This window comes from Clostridium sp. CCUG 7971 (assembly GCF_017590215.1).
GTDB lineage: Bacteria > Bacillota > Clostridia > Peptostreptococcales > Peptostreptococcaceae > Faecalimicrobium.
The window spans coordinates 44,623-62,118 of the sequence record NZ_JAFFPK010000008.1 but is presented as its reverse complement, the minus strand read 5'-3'; the positions used below and the strand labels follow the sequence as shown (position 1 = coordinate 62,118).

The 17,496-nt window shown below is 29.1% G+C and carries 12 protein-coding genes; 10 read left to right on the top strand and 2 right to left on the bottom strand.

From position 1 onward, the window contains the following. The 7 genes from JWF52_RS01490 to JWF52_RS01460 all read left to right on the top strand — a co-directional run. Positions 1 to 1,022, top strand: a 1,022-nt coding sequence (locus tag JWF52_RS01490; RefSeq protein WP_208331588.1) for an APC family permease, incomplete at its 5' end; no start/stop codon positions are given. A gap of 211 nt (positions 1,023 to 1,233) precedes the next feature. Beyond that, positions 1,234 to 2,367 (top strand): radical SAM family heme chaperone HemW, encoded by a 1,134-nt coding sequence (hemW, locus tag JWF52_RS01485; RefSeq protein WP_208331587.1) that lies wholly within the window; start codon positions 1,234 to 1,236, stop codon positions 2,365 to 2,367. A 99-nt stretch (positions 2,368 to 2,466) separates the two neighbouring features. Then, positions 2,467 to 3,486, top strand: coding sequence for a heat-inducible transcriptional repressor HrcA (gene hrcA, locus JWF52_RS01480; protein WP_208331586.1), 1,020 nt, complete (start codon positions 2,467 to 2,469; stop codon positions 3,484 to 3,486). A 33-nt stretch (positions 3,487 to 3,519) separates the two neighbouring features. Beyond that, positions 3,520 to 4,113: a nucleotide exchange factor GrpE gene (grpE, locus tag JWF52_RS01475; protein ID WP_208331585.1), complete on the top strand. Its 594-nt coding sequence runs from the start codon at positions 3,520 to 3,522 to the stop codon at positions 4,111 to 4,113. A gap of 116 nt (positions 4,114 to 4,229) precedes the next feature. Further along, positions 4,230 to 6,068 carry a molecular chaperone DnaK gene (gene dnaK, locus JWF52_RS01470; RefSeq protein ID WP_208331584.1) on the top strand — a complete coding sequence of 613 codons (1,839 nt, stop codon included), beginning with the start codon at positions 4,230 to 4,232 and terminating at the stop codon, positions 6,066 to 6,068. A gap of 150 nt (positions 6,069 to 6,218) precedes the next feature. Beyond that, entirely contained in the window at positions 6,219 to 7,370 is a 1,152-nt protein-coding gene (gene dnaJ, locus JWF52_RS01465; protein ID WP_208331583.1) for a molecular chaperone DnaJ, read from the top strand. A 264-nt stretch (positions 7,371 to 7,634) separates the two neighbouring features. Further along, complete coding sequence (locus tag JWF52_RS01460; protein WP_208331582.1) at positions 7,635 to 8,108, top strand: hypothetical protein; 474 nt, start codon at positions 7,635 to 7,637, stop codon at positions 8,106 to 8,108. Positions 8,109 to 8,145: 37 nt separating this feature from the next. On the opposite strand, the gene JWF52_RS01455 is transcribed toward JWF52_RS01460, so the two are convergent. Together JWF52_RS01455 and JWF52_RS01450 are read right to left on the bottom strand one after the other, a co-directional pair. Then, positions 8,146 to 9,246, bottom strand: a complete 1,101-nt coding sequence (locus JWF52_RS01455; RefSeq protein ID WP_208331581.1) for a GntR family transcriptional regulator — start codon at positions 9,244 to 9,246, stop codon at positions 8,146 to 8,148. A gap of 245 nt (positions 9,247 to 9,491) precedes the next feature. Further along, the gene (locus JWF52_RS01450) at positions 9,492 to 10,040 is read right to left on the bottom strand and encodes a hypothetical protein (protein WP_208331580.1); all 549 of its coding nucleotides are present in this window, start codon (positions 10,038 to 10,040) and stop codon (positions 9,492 to 9,494) included. 278 nt (positions 10,041 to 10,318) lie between these two features. Between JWF52_RS01450 and JWF52_RS01445 the strand changes: the two genes are divergently transcribed. From JWF52_RS01445 to JWF52_RS01435, 3 genes are all read left to right on the top strand, one after another. Further along, entirely contained in the window at positions 10,319 to 11,254 is a 936-nt protein-coding gene (locus tag JWF52_RS01445; RefSeq protein WP_208331579.1) for an ROK family protein, read from the top strand. A gap of 195 nt (positions 11,255 to 11,449) precedes the next feature. Further along, the gene (locus JWF52_RS01440) at positions 11,450 to 14,572 is read left to right on the top strand and encodes an alpha-mannosidase (RefSeq protein ID WP_208331578.1); all 3,123 of its coding nucleotides are present in this window, start codon (positions 11,450 to 11,452) and stop codon (positions 14,570 to 14,572) included. A 133-nt stretch (positions 14,573 to 14,705) separates the two neighbouring features. Beyond that, positions 14,706 to 17,408: an alpha-mannosidase gene (locus JWF52_RS01435; RefSeq protein ID WP_208331577.1), complete on the top strand. Its 2,703-nt coding sequence runs from the start codon at positions 14,706 to 14,708 to the stop codon at positions 17,406 to 17,408. The last annotated feature ends 88 nt before the right edge of the window (positions 17,409 to 17,496 follow it).

Sequence of the window (17,496 nt, the reverse complement as noted above, 5' to 3'; positions counted from 1 at the left end):
TTTTCCCAGGAACAGCAGCAGCTTTAGCTGTAATATTTGCACAACAAGTTGCAGAACTTATGGGGTATGCATCATCTAACATGGCCATAGTTTTACCTGTAGCTATAGGTGTTATAATTTTATTAGCATTATTAAATACTGTAGGTTCATCTTTAGGAGGTAGTATACAAACAGTTTCAACGGTTTGCAAATTATTGCCACTAATATTAATAATAATATTTGGTTTTGTAAAAGGAAGTGGAAATCCAATTATAAGTCCTATGGTTGGAGAAGGTGTAACTATAAATAAAGCTTTAGGTCAGGTGTTGATAGCCGCATTATTTGCATATGATGGATGGATAAATGTAGGCGCTATAGCTGGAGAGATGAAAAATCCAGGCAGAGATTTACCAACTGCTATAATAGGAGGATTATCTCTTGTAATGGCTGTATATGTAGTTATAAATTTAGCGTATTTATGGGTAGCTCCAGCAAGTGAATTAGCTAAAGTAACAGCACCGGCGACATTAGTAGCAACTAAAATATTTGGACCTATAGGAGGAGATGTAATAACTATAGGTATACTTATATCAGTATTTGGTACACTGAATGGGTATTTACTTACAGGACCTAGAATACCATATACACTAGCTAAAAATAAAACATTTCCATGTAGTGAGATGCTATCAAAGGTTAATAGTGGAGGATCTCCATACAACTCAATATGGTTAATAGCTATACTAGCTTGTATATATGCACTATCAGGGCAGTTTAATTTATTAACTGACTTAACTATATTTATAGTTTGGGTATTTTATGTATTAACATTTATAGGGGTTATGAAGCTTAGAAGAGATTATCCGGACTTACCAAGACCGTATAAAGTTCCTCTTTACCCTGTTATACCGTTAATAGCTATAGCAGGTGGTATATTTGTTATACTAAATCAATTAATAACAGCAACAACAATAGCATTAGGAGGTATAATTATAACATTAATAGGACTTCCGATATATTCATATATGAGCAAAAAAAGTAATTAAATTTTTATATTTTATAAAGGTCTTTGCTTAATATTTTAGGTAAAGGCCTTTAAAATTATATAAATATAAGGTTTAAATTATATTGATTTAGGGAATTTAAAATTAAATATAAATAAATTTTAAATTCCCTAAATCAATATAATATGATAGCTTGATATAGTATAAAAAGGTATAATTTAAGTTGTATAAAATTAGGAAAAGAGGAAAATTAATGCTAGGATTATATATACATATTCCATTTTGCGTAAGTAAATGTAATTACTGTGATTTTAATTCATTTAAAATGGATAAAATAGCGAAAGATAAATATTTAAAAGACTTGAAAAAAGAGATGGAACTATATAGTAAAAATTTGAAAGAAGATAATTATATTACAAGTGTTTTCTTAGGAGGAGGGACACCAAGTATATTAAATAGTAATGAACTAAAATATATATTTGAAAATATAAATTTATATTTTAATGTAAAAAAAAATGCAGAAATAACAGTTGAATGTAATCCTGGAACCTTGACTAAAGAGAAGTTAAAAATGATGAAAGAAATTGGTGTAAATCGACTAAGCATTGGATTACAGGCTGTTCAAGATTACCATCTAAAATCTATTGGAAGAATACATACTTATGATGAATTTGAAAAAAACTATAAAGATGCATTAGAAGTTGGATTTAATAATATTAATATAGATTTAATGTATGCACTTCCAAATCAAACTTTTGAAGATTGGAAAGAAAGTTTAGAGAAAATAGTTAGCTTAAATCCATCACATATATCAGCATACTCACTTATATTAGAAGAAGGTACAAAATTATATGAAATGTATGAAAATAATGAATTTAATGTTATAGATGAGGATACAGATATTAATATGTATAACTATACTATAAATTACTTAAAAAGTAATGGATATAACCAATATGAAATATCTAACTATGCAAAAGATAAATGTGAATGTGAACACAATATACTATACTGGAAATGTAATCATTATATAGGACTTGGGCCAGGTGCTTCAGGATATATAAATGATTTTAGATATAAGAATGTTGAATCTTTAAAAGAATATCATGAAAAATTATTTTTAAATGAGAAACCAATAGAAAGTAAAGAAAATTTAACTATAGATGATAAAATTCAAGAAAAAATATTTATGGGGCTTAGGATGAATGAAGGAATAAAGTTCAAAGATTTTAAAGAAGAATTTAATATAAATTTTAAGGAAAAATATAGTAAAAAAATAAAAAAATTAAAAGAAAGAAAACTTATAAATGAGGATATAACTGGGATTAGACTTACTCAGAAAGGAAGAGAAATATCAAATAGTATATTTATAGAATTTATAGATTAATTTAAGGGTGTTGACAAATAAAAAATATAATGATATATAATATATATAATCTTTTTAGCACTCGAATTTAGTGAGTGCTAACAGCGAGGAGGCGAAAAAATGGAACTAAACGAAAGAAAACTAAATATCCTCAAAGCTATAGTTAAAGATTATATAGAAACGGCTGAAGCTGTAGGCTCTAGAACTATATCAAAGAAACATGATCTAGGCGTTAGTGCAGCTACTATAAGAAATGAAATGGCTGATCTTGAAGAACTAGGCTATTTAATTCAGCCACATACATCTGCAGGTAGAGTTCCTTCTGAAAAGGGATATAAATTATATGTAGATTTGCTGATGTCTCAAAATGAGCTTAGAGATGATGAAAAGCTATTAATTGAACAATGTTTAGAAAAAAATGTAAATCATATAAAAGATTTAATTCATGAGACTTCTAAGTTATTATCTCAGCTTACTAATTATACAACAGTAGCTGTGACTAAAAGTTTAGTAAATCAAAGTGTTATAAAGCACATACAATTGGTAGGAATGGGTGACAATAAAATTCTACTAATAGTGGTCACAGACAAAGGTGATATAAAAAATGCAAATCTTTTAACTAACATTAATTTAGATCAATCTAAATTAAACCTAATTTCTGATAATCTTACAAATAAATTATCAGGAAAAAGCATAACAGAGCTAGACAATAGATTAATTGCATTTATAAAATATGAGATAAGTGAGTATTCAGCATTTATAGATGAACTTGTAAATACACTTAACTTTAATATATCAGAAGAAGACTTATCAGTATCATTAAATGGAGCTACCAATATATTTAGTTATCCGGAGTTTAACGATATAATAAAAGCGAAATCTTTTTTAAATATGCTTGAGAAAAAAGAAACTATAACTAGCATGGTTAGATCTAAAGGAATACAAAAGGATAATATAAATATAATAATAGGTAGTGACAATGACTGTGAGTTGGCTAAAGATTGCAGTATAGTTACAGCAACATATAATATTGATAAAGATTTAGTAGGTCGTATAAGTTTTATTGGTCCTACAAGAATGGATTATGCAAGAATCTATTCAATAGTCAATTATATGAGCCTATTATTTAATAGAAAGTAAATTTATAATAAAATAACTAAGGGGTGTAATATCTTGGAAGAAAATAACATACAACAAGAAGAGTTAAAAGAAGATAAAGGCACTTTAGAACAAGAATCTCAGACTGAAAAGATTGAGGACTGTCAAGAAGAGTGTAAGTGTGAAGAATCTAACCAAGGAGATAATATATCTGATATAAACTCTAAGTTAGAAGAAAATAAGCTAAAGGAAGAAATAGAATCACTTAATGATCAACATCAAAGGCTTCAAGCTGAATATGCAAACTATAGAAGAAGAACACAAGAGGAAAAAGAAACTATAGGTTTATTTGCAAATGAAAAAATGATAGGTGATTTAATACCAGTTATAGACAATATGGAAAGAGCATTAGATGCATGTGAAGATAAAGAAGATAACATGTATAAAGGTATAGATTTAGTTTATAAGCAACTTAAAGATACTCTAGTAAAATTTGGAGTAGAAGAAATAGAAGCTGAGGATGCAGATTTTGATCCAAATCTACACCTAGCAGTAATGCAAGAAAGTATAGATGGAGTTGAAGCCAACAAAGTAGTTATGGTTCTTCAAAAAGGATATAGGCTAGGAACAAAGGTACTAAGAGCTAGTATGGTTAAAGTTTCTTGCTAAAATAAGTTTATACAAAACATAAAATAATTAATAATTCTTCATATAAAAAATGAAGTTAAAATACTAAAATAAGAATATAAAAATTAATATATAACCAATTAAGGAGGATATTAATCATGGGAAAAGTGATAGGAATTGACTTAGGAACAACTAACTCTTGTGTTGCAGTACTTGAAGGTGGAGAAGCACAAGTTATAACAAATGCAGAAGGTATGAGAACTACTCCATCAGTAGTGGCATTTACTAAAGATGGTGAAAGAATAGTAGGAGAACCTGCAAAAAGACAAGCAGTTACTAATGCTGACAAAACAATAATATCTATAAAAACTCATATGGGAACAGACTATAAAGTTAATATAGATGGTAAAGATTATACTCCGCAAGAAATATCTGCAATAACTTTACAAAAATTAAAGGCTGATGCTGAAGCTTACTTAGGTCAACCAGTAACAGAAGCTGTTATAACAGTTCCAGCATACTTTACAGATGCTCAAAGACAAGCAACTAAAGATGCAGGTAGAATAGCAGGTCTTGATGTTAAGAGAATAATAAACGAACCAACTGCAGCAGCTCTTGCTTACGGTATGGATAAGTTAGATCAAGAAAAGAAAATATTAGTGTTTGACTTAGGTGGAGGAACATTTGACGTTTCGATACTTGAAATAGGAGATGGAACATTCGAAGTTTTAGCTACTGCTGGTAACAACAGATTAGGTGGAGACGACTTTGATCAAATAATAATAGATTATTTAGCTGAAGAATTTAAAAAGGCTGAAGGTGTAGACTTAAGAAATGATAAAATGGCTCTTCAAAGATTAAAAGAAGCTGCTGAAAAAGCTAAAAAAGAATTATCATCTACAATGTCTACAAATATAAACTTACCATTTATAACAGCTACAGCTGAAGGTCCAAAGCATATGAATTTAGACTTATCAAGAGCTAAGTTTGATGAATTAACTTCTAACTTAGTTGAAAAAACTATGGAACCAACAAGAAGAGCATTACAAGATGCAGGATTATCTACATCTGATATAGATGATGTATTATTAGTTGGAGGATCAACTAGAATACCAGCTGTTCAAGAAGCAGTTAAGAAGTTTATAGGAAAAGAAGCTCATAAAGGAATAAACCCAGATGAATGTGTTGCTGCAGGTGCTGCTATACAAGCGGGTGTTTTAACTGGAGAAGTTAATGATTTATTACTTCTTGATGTTACTCCTCTATCTTTAGGAATAGAAACTATGGGTAACGTAATGACTAAGATAATAGAAAGAAATACAACAATACCAACTAAGAAGTCTCAAGTATTCTCAACTGCTGCAGATAACCAAACTGCTGTTGATATACATGTACTTCAAGGTGAGAGAAGTATGTCTTATGATAATAGTACTTTAGGTAGATTCCAATTAACAGATATACCACCAGCACCAAGAGGAATACCTCAAATAGAAGTTACTTTCGATATAGATGCTAATGGTATAGTTCATGTTACTGCTAAAGATCTAGGAACAGGAAAAGAGCAAAAGGTAACTATAACTTCAGGAACTAATTTATCTGAAGAAGAAATAGAGAAAAAAGTAAAAGAAGCTGAAATGAATGCTGAAGCTGATAAGCAAAAGAAAGATAAAATAGAAGCATTAAATCAAGCTGATTCTACAATATATCAAACAGAAAAAACATTAAATGAATTAGGTGACAAAGTAAGTGCTGACGATAAGTCTGCAATAGAAACTGCCATATCTAATTTAAAAGCTGTTAAAGAAAAAGAAGATGCAACAGCTGAAGATATCAAGAAAGCTATGGATGAAGTAATGAATAAATTCCATAAAGTTTCTGAACAAATGTATCAACAAGCTGGGGATGAACAACAAGCTCCAGGACAAGAGCAAGCAGGATCAGCACAAGATGATAATGTAGTAGATGCTGACTTTACAGAAGTAAATGATGAAAAATAATTTACACAAATAGAAGTATTTGTATATAATAATATATATTAAAAGAAAAGAGTATCTTTTCTAAAGCAATAATTGCTTAAATAGAGATAATAGCTTGTAGTTTGATATTCTACAAGCTATTGTTTTGTAAAATGAAGGTGGTGGCAAAATTTGAGTACTAAAAGAGATTATTATGAAGTCCTTGGCGTTGATAAAAATGCAGACGCACAAGCGCTTAAAAAAGCATATAGAAAAATGGCGATGAAATATCATCCAGATAGAAATCCTGATAATAAAGAAGCTGAAGAAAAATTCAAAGAAGTAAATGAAGCATATGAAGTTTTATCAGACGATACTAAAAGAAGAACTTATGATCAATTTGGCCATGAAGGTGTAAATGGTCAAGGTGGATTTGGCCAAGGTGGATTTAGTGGTCAAGGATTCGGCGGATTTGAAGATATATTCGGAGACATGTTTGGTGATATATTCGGTGGAGGATTCGGCGGAGGAAGGGCTAGAAGAAGAGGTCCAGAACGCGGAGCTGATATTAGACAAGACGTAAATATAACTTTTGAAGAAGCTGCATTTGGTAAAAAAATGTCTATAAAAATAAATAGAAGTGAAGAGTGTAGTGAATGTAGCGGAAGTGGAGCTAAACCTGGAACATCAAAGAAAACTTGCCCTACTTGTAATGGAGCCGGTGAAGTTAGAACAGTACAAAGAACTCCATTTGGAAATATAGCAAGTTCTAGAACTTGTAGTGAGTGTAATGGAGAAGGCGAAGTAGTTGAATCTCCATGTAGTAAATGTAATGGACAGGGAAGTACTAGAAAAGTTAAGACTATAGAAGTTGATATACCAGCGGGTATAGATGATGGTCAAATGATAAAACTTTCAGGTCAAGGTGAACTTGGGAGTAAAGGTGGACCAAGAGGAGACCTTTATATAGTAGTAAATGTTAAATCTCATCCATTATTCACTAGAGAAGGAAATGATATCTACTTCGATATGCCAATTACATTTGTTCAGGCAGCATTAGGAGATGAGATAGAAGTTCCTACATTAGATGGAAAAGTTAAATATACAGTACCAGAAGGAACTCAAACTGGAACGGTATTTAGATTAAGAGAAAAAGGTATACCAAGACTAAGAGGAAACTCTAGAGGAGATCAATATATAAAAGTAGTTGTTGATACACCAAGAAAATTAAATGAAAAACAAAAAGATATATTAAGAGAATTCGCTAAAGAGTGTGGAGAAGAAGTTCATGAGAAGAAAAGAACTTTTGGTCAAAAAATCGAAGATATGTTTAGAAAAAAGTAAAAAGAAGTTCTAGGATATTTTCCTAGAACTTTTTTACACTTAAGGAAACTAAATTACTTCAATAACGATAAATAATTACTACACATAAGTAATATCCACTAACTTGGGGAGCGTAAAAAAGCTTTAGAGTAACGGATTAAGATGAAGTGTAGCGCCAACACAGTAGCTTAAGCGAAGCGAATTTTTTATATAAAGGAATATGTTACTCTACTAAATCATAATATATTTTAAGATGCTATTTTAGAATATAAAGGTGGGGGATGTATGGATACTTTATTTATAGAAGGTAAAGAAATTAAGACAAAGGAAGAACTTCATGAATTTTTAAAAAATAAATTAAAACATGAGTGCAATATAGAATTAAGTGAAGTTAATAATGAAGATTATTCTAGAGGAAAAAAACATAAGAACGTTCAGCACCAAGGACCTAAGCAAGTTTGTCTAAAATATATGTTTCCATATAAAATAGAGTTAAATCCAGGTGGTAAGCAGATGATATTTGGAGTATTAGTAGATGGCCATGGTCATCCTGTAAGAAATGCTATAATAAACTTTGAACTATCCGATTACGACTTAGGAACAATGACTTTTAGCCCAGCAATAAGTTTTGGAGATGGATGTTTTTTTACAACATTTATAGCTGAATGTTCTGGTAGCGGATGTATAAAAATAACTGCCCACGGAACAAATCTAGATAAGGTTATTCCTATCAAAGTAGAATATAACAATTGTTATTAAAGTGCTGATAATATATCAGCACTTTAATTTTTATATACTAAAATATGATTTTTTCGTTTATTGTTATACTTTGAGGTGATGATTTATTAGCTATTAGATTATGTAAAACTTTACCCGAAGCATATCCTATTTCATGAGGATTTTGCTCTATTACAATAGGCTTGCATGGAAGAAAATCCATGTATTGCTCAAATTCATTGTCATATAGAATAAGTTCTATATCATCAGGACACTTAAGACCTAGAGAATAGATTATTTTAATTAAGCTAAGTCCTGTCATTCCTCCATCGCAAATTATAGCTGAGATATCTTTATTTTTAGATAAAAAATTTTTTAATAGTTGAGTTCTATTTTCTAATTCGAATGGAAGAGTTAATTTTAACTGATCTCTTAATCCAACACTAGAACTTAAAGCTTTTTCATATCCATGTATTCTTTCACATACAGAGGATGCAATTTTAGGACTAGGACTAATAAAACCTATATTAGTATGGCCTTTATTAATTAAATACTCAGTGGCATTAAAAGCAGAATTAAAATGATCACTAGCAATATAGCTTATATCTAAACCTTCTAATTTTCTATCTATTAATACTGTAGGAAACTTATTAAGAGAAAGTTTTAAAATTTCAGGATTATATATTTGGTTATCACTAGGGAAAATAATTAAACCTCTACAATTCATATTTAAAGCTGTTTTTATAAGTTCTTTTTCTTTATCTTGGTCTGTATCGGTAATCATTAATACTAACTTAAAATCATTAGATTCAAGATATTCCTTAGCTCCATTTATTATATTTATAGCAAATCTACTATCTATCCATGGTATTAACATGCATATAATATTCTCATTTTTAGAATTAGAAATCTTAATAGAGTCTGTTGTATTTTTTAAAGATTTACAATGGGAATTTATATTATGATTTATAAAAGTTCCTTTTCCTTGAAGCCTGTAAACTAGACCTTCATTTTGAAGGGACTTTATTGCGTTTTTAGCTGAAATTCTACTTGCATCAAATTTAAGAGCTAATTGATTTTCAGATGGAAGTTTATAATTTGGAATATCTTTATTTTTATCAATAAGATCTAGTAAATATTCCTTAATTTTCATATATAATGGAGAATTTTTATCATTCATTAGCAAAGTTACCTCCTTGATATATACCAACAATATCAACTTAATATACAACTTTAAAAAGCATTATTGACTATAAAAAACATTGTTGATACAGTGTAATTAAGATAATTATACATGTATATTATTAAAGAATAAATAAATAAAAATATATCAAGTATATCAACTTGTATAAATTTTAAGTAGAAACAATAAAATATGACACTTAAAAAATTAAGTGCCATATCTGATAAATCAAAAAGTTTTTATTATAAAGATATAAAAGATAGAGTTTGGATTTGGCTAAGTATAGCTTGAGATAAGTTATCTATTTTATATTTTTCAATATCCATATCTTTTAAAGCTAAAAAAGTCAAAAATGCATTTACAGTAATTTTTTCATAGATATAAAAGTAAGTATTTTTATCTTTTAAATAGTCTTTATTTTTAATAGACTCATTTATAAGAATTAATTCATCTATAGTTGTAAGCATAACTGCTTTAACTGTAGTAGATTCCATATCCATATTACTTAAGCTTAAATTTTTATATTTATCACTAGCGAAATTATTAAGCTGAAGAAGAGTTTTATAAATATCTTTAGAGTTTGAATTTTTTAACTCTTCCCTAGTTTCTTTAGATATAAGATGAGCTCTTTCTTTTATTTGATTAATGTTTGATTTATAAAATTGAATTAAAGAATTAAATTTTTTATTGTCTTCTAACTCTTTTTCATTATTTTTTAATTCTAAATTACTATATTTTTTTGATACTTGTTGTAAGTCATTAAATAGTTTTATTGATTCAAGCTTATTCATACTAAATACCCCCAATGGTTGATTCGAATTAATGTTTATAGTAATTAGTATAAGGTATGGATTAAATATAATAAAGAAAATGTTTTCATAAAACTGTAGATTTTAAAGTTGAATATAAGATAAGTATAGAAAAAGTTAGATATTTGAACTTTTACTATTAAAATCATTAATATAATATAGAATTAAGGAGTTAATCAAAGAATTAAATTACTTTTCTAAAAAGTGATATATAAATAAATTAAAATATGATAAAGTTAAAAGTTTTTAAGGAGGAAAATATGTATTTTGTTGGAGTTGACATTGGGGGAACAGGGATTCAAGCTGGAATAGTTGATGAGTTTGGTAAAATTCTTTTTAGAAAAGAGTGCAAAACTGATATCGATGGTGGATTTGATAAGGTAATGGATGATATAAATACTCTAGTAAGGAGTTTATTAGAGGAGAATAACTTAAGTATAAACACTATAGAATCCATAGGTTTTGGTGTTCCAAGCTTTATAAACAAAACGGGATTAGTAACCTGTGTAAATTTAGGATGGTTTGAAGTTGATTTTATGGGTGCTTTAAAAAGAAGATTTCCTGAAGTTAAAGTTAATGCTGAAAATGATGCTACAGTAGCTGCACTTGGTGAAGCTAAATTTGGAAGTATGAAAGATGCTAGCGTTGCAGTTATGTATACTCTAGGTACTGGAGTTGGTGGTGGAATAATAATAAATGAAAAAGCATTTACAGGGGCTCACGGTATGGGATCTGAAATAGGTCATGCAATAATAGGAGAAAACTATTTTGATTGTAACTGTGGAAATAATGGATGTCTAGAAACTTTTTGCTCAGCAACTGCAATTATAAAGTATGCTAGAAAGCTAATAAAAGAAGGTAGAAAAAGTATAATACTAGATTTTGTTGAAGGTGATCTAGAACAAATAACTGCTAAGATTGTATTTGATGCCTATAGACAAGGTGATGAAGTAGCCATAAAGATAATTACTAGATTTAAAATGTATTTAGCTAAAGCGATGGCTAGTATTATAAATATATTAGATCCAGAGATTATATCTATTGGCGGAGGAGTATCTAGAGCATCTGATATCATACTTAAAGATATAGAACTAATTATAAGAGAGTATGTACTTTATAGGAATGAAGAGTTTGCAAAAGTTGTATGTGCTACTTTAGGGTCTGATGCGGGAATAATAGGAGCAGCATTTCTATAATATAAATATTTAAACTTGAGAAACGTGTTGGCGATATGAGCAAAGTAAACTTTATAATAAACAGCTATACTCATATTATAAAAACTGCACTAAATAAGTATATATGTGTAGAAAATTGACATTGAAAACGTTTCTAAATTATAATCGAAATATGAATAAGAAAACTTATATAAAAAGGTTTTAGGGGAGGACAATATGTTTTATACAATAGATAAACTTAGAAATAGAATACATGAGTTAGATAATTATAGATATAGAGATTTAATAGAGCTTGAATACTTTAATACTAAATTAAATGGTGATAGAGATATAAATCCTGAAATACCAACAGAATTTGATGGAGTAATAAGAACAGGGGAAACTTGGAAAGGTAGAGATTTATACCTTTGGATGAATAAAGTTGTAGAAGTACCTAAATCTTGGGGAGAAAATAAGGTAGTTGGTATATTTGATTTTGGGGAAACAGGAGCGGGTAACAACTCAGGGTTTGAATCGTTATTTTATTTAAATAATAAGCCATACCAAGGTGTTGATAGCAACCATAAAGAAGTATTTTTCCCAGAAGGGACTTCAGGAACTAACTTAGAGTTAATGTTTAGACTATGGACAGGACTTGAAGGTGGAGGAGTAAAAAGAGATCAAGAACATCGTATAAATAGAGCACAAATTGCATGGCTAGATGAAAAAATGGATGATTTATATTATAATGCAATGGTAATTTTAGAAACAATAGGGGAGTTAGATGAGTACTCTGTAGATAAAGTTAATTTAACAAAAATACTAAATGATGCTTTTAAATTTATAGATTGGTCTTACCCAGGAAGTGAATCATTCTATGAATCAGCTCATAAAGCAGCAGATTATTTAAATGAAGAAATAGATAAAATAGATAAGCACTCAGTAGTTAATGTAACTTGTATAGGTCATACTCATATAGATGTTGCATGGTTATGGAGATTAAAACATACTAGAGAAAAATGCGCTAGATCATTTTCTACAGTACTTAGGCTTATGGAAAGATATCCAGAGTATGTATTTTTACAAACACAGCCACAATTATATGAATATGTAAAAAATGATTATCCGGAATTATATGAAGCTATAAAACAAAAAGTAGCAGATGGTTCATGGGAGATTGATGGAGGTATGTGGTTAGAAGCAGATTGTAATATACCATCAGGAGAATCATTAGTTAGACAATTATTAGTTGGTTCAAGGTTCATAAAAGAAGAATTTAACAAAGATGTTGAATATTTATGGTTGCCAGATGTATTTGGCTATTCATGGGCTTTACCTCAAATATTAAAAAAATCAGGTATAAAAACATTTATGACTACAAAAATAAGCTGGAATCAATACAATAGAATGCCACACGATACATTTAACTGGAGAGGTATAGATGGTTCTGAAATATTAACTCACTTTATAACTACTCCAGAACCATGGAGTCAACCGGGATCATGGTTTTACACATATAATGGAAGGCTTACACCAAAAACTGTAAAAGGTGTATGGGATGCTTATACAGATAAAAACTTAACTAAAGATCTTTTAGTTTCTTATGGATTTGGAGATGGCGGTGGTGGTGTAAACCGTGAAATGCTAGAGTATAGAAGAAGATTAGATAAGATGCCAGGACTTCCAAATGTTAAAACAGGAAAAGCAGGAGAGTATTTCAAAGCTTTAAGAGAAAAAGTAGAAAATACTAACGAATATGTTCATACTTGGGATGGAGAATTATATTTAGAGTATCATAGGGGAACATATACAAGCCAAGCTTATACTAAAATGATGAATAGAAAATTAGAACTTTTATATAGAGAAACTGAATGGTTAGGAGCTGTAAATTCATTAATAAATAATGATTGGGCATTATATCCAAGTACTAACTTACTTAAAGGATGGAAAACTATACTTAGAAATCAATTCCATGATATAATACCAGGCTCTTCAATTACAGAAGTTTATGAAGATGCAAAAATAGAATATAAAGAAGCTGAGGATTTAGCACTTGATGCGAGGGATGAATTTAATAAAACGCTAGTGAATGAAAAAGAAGGAACTTTTACAGTTATAAATAATGCTAACTGGGATAGAACTGAAGTTGTAGAAATAGAAACTGATTTAGTAGGTAATTTCTATGATGAAGATGGAAATAAGTTAGAAGCACAAAAAGAAAAAGGAAAGTATATAGTAAAGGTTAAAGATGTTCCTTCAACAGGATGGAAAAGAATAACTTTAAAGGAAGAAGCTATAGAAGAAAATGGAGAAGTATTTAAATATAGTAAGTATGAAATAACTACTCCTAACTATAAAATAAAATGGAATGAAGTTGGTCAATTAACTTCTATATTTGATAAAACTAATAATAGAGAAGTATTAGCTAAAGGACAAAGAGGAAATGTTCTACAAATGTTTGAAGATAAGCCAATGGCACATGAAGCTTGGGATATAGATATCTATTACCAAGAAAAAATGAGAGAAGTTACTGATTTACAAAATATAGAGTTAATAGAGTGTAAAAACCTAAAAGCAGTTGTAAGATTTAGCTACAAATATATGAATACTACTATAAACCAAGACATGGTAGTGTATGCAGATAATAGAAGAATAGACTTTGTAACTAATGTTGACTGGAGAGAGCAAAAGCAATTATTAAAAGTAGCATTCCCAGTAGATGTAAGAAGTACAATGGCAACTTATGATGTTCAGTTTGGTAATGTTAAGAGACCTACTCATTGGAATACAAGTTGGGATATGGCAAGGTTTGAAACTGTAGCTCAACAATGGGTAGACTTATCTCAAAGAGATTATGGAGTAAGTTTATTAAATAACTGTAAGTATGGTCATGATATAAAAGATAATGTAATAAGATTAACATTATTGAAATCAGCTACTCATCCAGATCCAGTACAAGATCAAGGAGAGCAAAACTTCACTTACTCATTACTTCCACATAGCAAAGACTTCATTGAAGGTAATACAGTTAAAGCAGCTTATGAATTAAATCAACCATTAACTTATATAAATGGATGCATAAGAGAAGATATACCAAATAAGATGTTTAACTTCAATGATGCGTATGTATTAGTTGATGCTATAAAGAAATGTGAAGATGAAGATGCAGTGGTTATTCGTTTGCATGAATATGCAGGAAGTAAGCAATATGTAAATATAACTAGTGGATATGAAATAAATGCATGGCAAGAAACTGATTTAATGGAAAGAGCTATAGAAGAGTTAAGAAATGAAAAAGAAATAAACTTAACATTAACTCCTTATGAAATAAAAACAATAAAGATAAAAATGAATAAATAAGCTAACTATTTTAAATTTTATATATACTCCAAAGGTAACTTTCTTACTTTATACTAACTACGGTAAGGAAGTTACCTTAACTCTATAAAATAACAAAATTCAAATAAATATTATAAAATGGGGGACTAAAATAATGAGAAAAAAAGCGCACATAATATCTCATACACATTGGGACAGAGAATGGTATTTACCATATGAAACTCATCATATGATGCTTATAAAAACTATGGATACACTTTTAGATACTTTTGAAAATGATCATGAATTTAAATATTATCACTTAGATGGTCAAACTGTTTTATTAGAAGATTACCTAGAAGTAAGGCCACAGAGAAGAGAATTATTAGAAAAAGTAATAAAAGAAGGAAAATTAAAAATAGGTCCATGGTATGTATTACAGGATGAATTTTTAACTAGCAGTGAATCGAATATCAGAAATTTACAATACGGTCATAAAGATGCAGGAAAATATAACAAAGACGTAGCTAAGGTAGGATATTTCCCGGATTCTTTTGGAAATATGGGGCAAGCTCCTCAAATATTAAAACAAGCTGGGATATATACTGCAGCATTTGGAAGAGGTGTAAAGCCAACAGGATTTAATAATGAAGTAAGTGCAGATGATAAATTTGAATCACCATATTCAGAAATGTATTGGGAATCACCAGATGGATCAAGAGTATTAGGTATATTATTTGCAAATTGGTATTGTAATGGAATGGAAGTTCCTGTATATGCTGATGAAGCAAAGGAGTATTGGGATAAAAGACTAAATGATGCATCAAAGTTTGCATCTTCTAATCAATTATTATTTATGAATGGGTGTGATCATCAACCAATACAAACAGATTTATCTAAGGCAATAAATACTGCAAAAGATTTATACGATGATATAGAATTTGTACATTCTAATTTTGATGACTATGTAAAAGAATTAAGAGAAAATATGAATGATGATTTACAAGTTATAAAAGGAGAGCTTAGAAGTCAACAAACTGATGGATGGTATACATTAGTAAATACTGCTTCAGCTAGAGTTTATTTGAAACAGTGGAATCAATTATGCCAAACTTTATTTGAAAAAGTAGCTGAACCATTAGCAACTATGGCACACAGCTTTGGATTTGAATATCCTCATCACTTATTTGAATATGGGTGGAAATCTTTAATGAAAAATCATCCTCATGATAGTATATGTGGTTGTAGTGTAGATGAAGTACACAGAGAAATGGTAGCAAGATTTGATAAAGCAAAAGACGTTGCAAAGTATATAATAAATGAAAGTTTAATGTATTTAGGTAGTCAAATTAATACAGAAAAATTTTTACAATTAGGTGAAGAAGTACATCCGTTTATGGTAGTAAATACTACAGGATATGATAGATGTTCAGTAGTAGCTACTGATATTAAGCTTTATAAAAAGTATTTCAGAGAAGGTCATCCTAATGAAATAGCTAAGGAAATGAGGAAGGTATCATTACCTAAATTTAAAGTAGTAGATATAGATGGAAATAAAATAGATGCAAAAATAACTGATTTAGGAATAAAGTTTGATTATGATTTACCAGATGATAAATTCAGACAGCCATACTATTGTAGATTAGTTAGAGTAGAACTTGAAACTAAAAATATAAAATCATTTGGATGGGATACATATGCTTTAGTAAAAGATGATGAAAGTATAGACAATGAATCTAAAAATTCATTAGTAAACGAAAATACATTAGAAAATGAAAATATAAAAGTTAAAATAAATGAAAATGGATCAGTTAATATACTAGATAAAAATACTAATAAAGAATTTAAAGACTTATGTATATATGAAAATACTGGTGATATAGGGAATGAATATATTTATATGAAACCAGTTGGAGAAGTGCCTTTAACTACAAAAGATATAAAAGCAGATATAAAAGTAGTTGAGGACTTACCTTATAAAGCAGTAGTTGAAATTATTCATAATTTTGAAGTACCATCTAGTGCAAATGAATTATTAAATGAAGAGATAGAAGAAGTTTTAGAATTTAAACATAGAAAATCTCAAAGACTTAAAGAAACTGTAACATTAATAATAAAGACAACTTTAACGTTAGAAAAATCATCTAAAGGATTAAAAATAAAATCATCATTTAATAATATAGCTAAAGACCATAGAATGAGAATGTTATTTGCTACAGATATAAAATCTGATGTTCATTTTGCAGAATCTATCTTTGAGGTAGCAAAAAGAAGTAATACTACTTATGAAACTTGGGAAAATCCAAGTAACTGCCAACATCAACATAGTTTTGTAAATGTTCATAATGAAGACTATGGTATTACAATAGCAAACAAAGGTTTAAACGAGTATGAGATGTTAAATGATAAAAGAAATCATATAGCTGTAACTCTTCTTAGAAGTGTTAGAGAGCTAGGAGACTGGGGAGTGTTTGAAACTCCCCAAGCACAGTGTCAAGGACAATATGAAGCAGAATTAGAAATTATAACTCATGGACGAAATATGTATGAATCATTTAGAGAAGCTAACATGTTCCAAGTGCCAGTAATCACTAAACAACTAGATCTTAAGGCAGATGGAATAAGTCATAATTATAATTTATTAGACATTGAAGGTAAGGAGATAATGTGGTCTACATTAAAGTTAAATGAAAATAATAAGACAATACTTAGAGTATTTAATGCATCAGATGAAGATTCTTCATTAAATATAAATAAGTGTGAAATAAAAGGTAAAAAGTACAAAACAAATATATTGGAAGAAGATATGAAAAATATCATAGAAGATTCAATTAGTTTAACAAAATCTGAAATAGCAACGATAGCTATAGGAAATTAGTAAAAGGCTGTCTTAAAAGGCAGCTTTTTTATATACTATAAAATTTAAGAAATATGAGCAAGATTAATTTTAAGGAGATAATATGTTT

Coding starts and splice junctions, on each gene's coding strand:
- dnaK (WP_208331584.1), top strand. CDS start 4,230: ATGGGAAAAGTGATAGGAATTGACTTAGGAACAACTAACTCTTGTGTT.
- JWF52_RS01455 (WP_208331581.1), bottom strand. CDS start 9,246: ATGAATGATAAAAATTCTCCATTATATATGAAAATTAAGGAATATTTA.
- JWF52_RS01460 (WP_208331582.1), top strand. CDS start 7,635: ATGGATACTTTATTTATAGAAGGTAAAGAAATTAAGACAAAGGAAGAA.
- hemW (WP_208331587.1), top strand. CDS start 1,234: ATGCTAGGATTATATATACATATTCCATTTTGCGTAAGTAAATGTAAT.
- JWF52_RS01440 (WP_208331578.1), top strand. CDS start 11,450: ATGTTTTATACAATAGATAAACTTAGAAATAGAATACATGAGTTAGAT.
- JWF52_RS01435 (WP_208331577.1), top strand. CDS start 14,706: ATGAGAAAAAAAGCGCACATAATATCTCATACACATTGGGACAGAGAA.
- hrcA (WP_208331586.1), top strand. CDS start 2,467: ATGGAACTAAACGAAAGAAAACTAAATATCCTCAAAGCTATAGTTAAA.
- JWF52_RS01445 (WP_208331579.1), top strand. CDS start 10,319: ATGTATTTTGTTGGAGTTGACATTGGGGGAACAGGGATTCAAGCTGGA.
- JWF52_RS01450 (WP_208331580.1), bottom strand. CDS start 10,040: ATGAATAAGCTTGAATCAATAAAACTATTTAATGACTTACAACAAGTA.